The organism is Rhizobacter sp. P2_H2 (genome assembly GCF_056403375.1).
This window is the reverse complement of the sequence record NZ_JBFUFP010000778.1, coordinates 1-2622: the sequence shown is the minus strand read 5'-3', so window position 1 is coordinate 2622 and position 2622 is coordinate 1. Positions and strand designations below refer to the sequence as shown.

Genomic DNA, 2622 nt, shown 5'->3' with positions numbered 1-2622 from the left:
AACCAGCAGGAGCCTTGAACATGCGACACAAACGAGCCATCCCGAACCGCGGTTTCCGCATCGCCGACCAGATCCAGCGCGACCTGGCCGAGCTGATCCGCGACCTGAAGGATCCGCGCATCGGCATGGTGACGCTGCAGGCGGTGGAAGTCACGCCCGACTATGCGCACGCGAAGGTGTTCTTCTCGCTGCTGGTGGGCGATGTGAAGGAATGCGAGGAGGCCTTGAACGAGGCCGCCGGTTTCCTGCGCAACGGCCTCTTCAAGCGCCTGCAGATCCACACCGTGCCGACGCTGCATTTCCACTTCGACCGCACCACCGAGCGGGCGGCCGAATTGAGCGCGCTGATCCAGCAGGCCAATTCGACGCAGGCCAAGGAAGACTGACCGGTGCAAGCCACTCGCCCGCGCATCCCGCGGCGCGCCGTCCATGGCGTGCTGTTGCTCGACAAGCCGCTCGGCCTGTCGAGCAACGACGCCTTGCAGAAAGCCAAGCGCCTGTACCGCGCCGAGAAGGCCGGCCACACCGGCACGCTGGATCCGCTGGCGACCGGGCTGCTGCCGCTGTGCTTCGGCGCGGCCACCAAGTTCTCGCAGGTCAGCCTCGACGCCGACAAGACCTACCGCGCCACGCTGCAGCTGGGCACCACGACCACCACGGCCGATGCCGAGGGCGAGGTGCTGCTGCAGCGCGAGGTGAACGTGACGCGCGCGCAGCTGCAGGCGGCGATCGAGCGCTTCACCGGCCCGATCCGCCAGGTGCCGCCGATGCACTCGGCGCTGAAGCGCGACGGCAAGGCCTTGTACGAATACGCGCGCGCCGGCATCGAGGTCGAGCGCGAGGCGCGTGCGGTGACGATTCATCGCATTGCCATCGTCGAGGATGACACTGCCGGAGCCGACGGACGCTGGACGCTGGACGTGCGCTGCTCCAAGGGCACCTACATCCGCACGCTGGCAGAAGACATCGGCGAGGCGCTCGGCTGCGGTGCCCACCTGGCCGCGCTGCGCCGCACCGAGACCGGCGGGCTGACGCTCGGCCAGGCGCTCACGCTGGAGCAGCTGGCCGGGATGGACGAAGCGCAGCGCGAAGCCGCGCTGCTCGACGCCGATGCCTTGCTGGCCGACTGGCCGGTGGTGCGCCTCGGCGACGAAGATGCCGGACGTTTCCTGAGCGGCCTGCGCCGCCGCCTGCCGCTGGCAGACGCGGAGCAGKTCCGCGTGTACGGCCCCGACCCCCGTGCGTTCCTCGGCAGCGGYCGGGTCGACSCCGGAGAACTGATTTCGACGAGGCTCTTGAGCCCGGTGGAGGTGCAAGGCCTCCTGAAGACACCTTGAACGCAGAGAGCACGTCATGACCCGACAGATCCGCAACATCGCCATCATCGCCCACGTGGACCATGGCAAGACCACGCTGGTGGACCAGCTGCTTCGCCAGAGCGGCACCTTCCGCCAGAACGAGAAGGTCACCGAACGGGTGATGGACAGCAACGACCTCGAAAAGGAACGCGGCATCACCATCCTCGCGAAGAACTGCGCGGTGGAGTGGAAGGGCACGCACGTCAACATCGTCGACACCCCGGGGCACGCGGACTTCGGCGGCGAGGTCGAGCGCGTGCTGTCGATGGTCGACAGCGTGCTGCTGCTCGTTGATGCGGTCGAAGGCCCGATGCCGCAGACCCGCTTCGTGACCAAGAAGGCGCTGGCGCTCGGCCTGAAGCCGATCGTCGTCGTCAACAAGGTCGACCGCCCCGGTTCGCGCATCGACTACGTGATCAACGCGACCTTCGAGCTGTTCGACAAGCTCGGCGCGACCGAAGAGCAGCTCGACTTCCCGGTGATCTACGCCTCGGGCCTGAACGGCTGGGCCACGCTCACCACCGGCGAGACCGGCACCGACCTGGCGCCGCTGTTCGATGCGATCCTGCAACACGTGCCGGCGCACGAGGGCGACCCGGCCGGCCCGCTGCAGCTGCAGATCTGCTCGCTGGATTACTCCACCTACGTCGGCCGCATCGGCATCGGCCGGGTCAACCAGGGCACGCTGAAGCCGATGCAGAACGTGGCCGTGTTCAGCGGCCCGGACAGCACGCCGTTCAACGCCCGCGTCAACCAGGTGCTGAAGTTCGAGGGCCTGGAGCGCCAGCAAGCCACTGAAGCCGGCCCCGGCGACATCGTGCTGATCAACGGCATCGAGGACATCGGCATCGGCGTCACGCTGACCAGCATCGAAGACCCGAAGCCGCTGCCGATGCTGAAGGTCGACGAGCCGACGCTGACGATGAATTTCTGCGTCAACAACTCGCCGCTGGCCGGCCGCGAAGGCAAATTCGTCACCAGCCGCCAGATCTGGGACCGCCTGCAGCGCGAGCTGCAGAGCAACGTGGCGCTGAAGGTCAAGGAAACCGACGAAGACGGCATCTTCGAGGTGTCGGGCCGCGGCGAACTGCACCTGACCATCCTGCTGGAAACCATGCGCCGCGAAGGCTACGAGCTGGCCGTCAGCAAGCCGCGCGTGGTGTTCAAGGAGGTCGACGGCGAGCGCCATGAGCCGATCGAGATGGTGACGGCCGACGTCGAAGACCAGCACCAGGGTGCCGTGATGCAGGCGATGGGCGAGCGC

Annotated in this window: 3 protein-coding genes; all 3 read left to right on the top strand. The window is 67.3% G+C overall.

Translation table 11 applies throughout. The features are described from left to right. The first annotated feature begins 20 nt into the window (after positions 1–20). Positions 21–386 (top strand): 30S ribosome-binding factor RbfA, encoded by a 366-nt coding sequence (gene rbfA / locus AC1D15_RS26170; protein WP_047512900.1) that lies wholly within the window; start codon positions 21–23, stop codon positions 384–386. A gap of 3 nt (positions 387–389) precedes the next feature. Then, positions 390–1337 (top strand): tRNA pseudouridine(55) synthase TruB, encoded by a 948-nt coding sequence (gene truB, locus AC1D15_RS26165; RefSeq protein WP_477828289.1) that lies wholly within the window; start codon positions 390–392, stop codon positions 1335–1337. A gap of 16 nt (positions 1338–1353) precedes the next feature. After that, positions 1354–2622, top strand: a 1269-nt coding sequence (locus tag AC1D15_RS26160) for a GTP-binding protein (protein ID WP_477828288.1), incomplete at its 3' end; no start/stop codon positions are given.

Excerpts from the sequence above, each read along its gene's own strand:
- rbfA (WP_047512900.1), top strand. The coding sequence starts at position 21 with ATGCGACACAAACGAGCCATCCCGAACCGCGGTTTCCGCATCGCCGAC.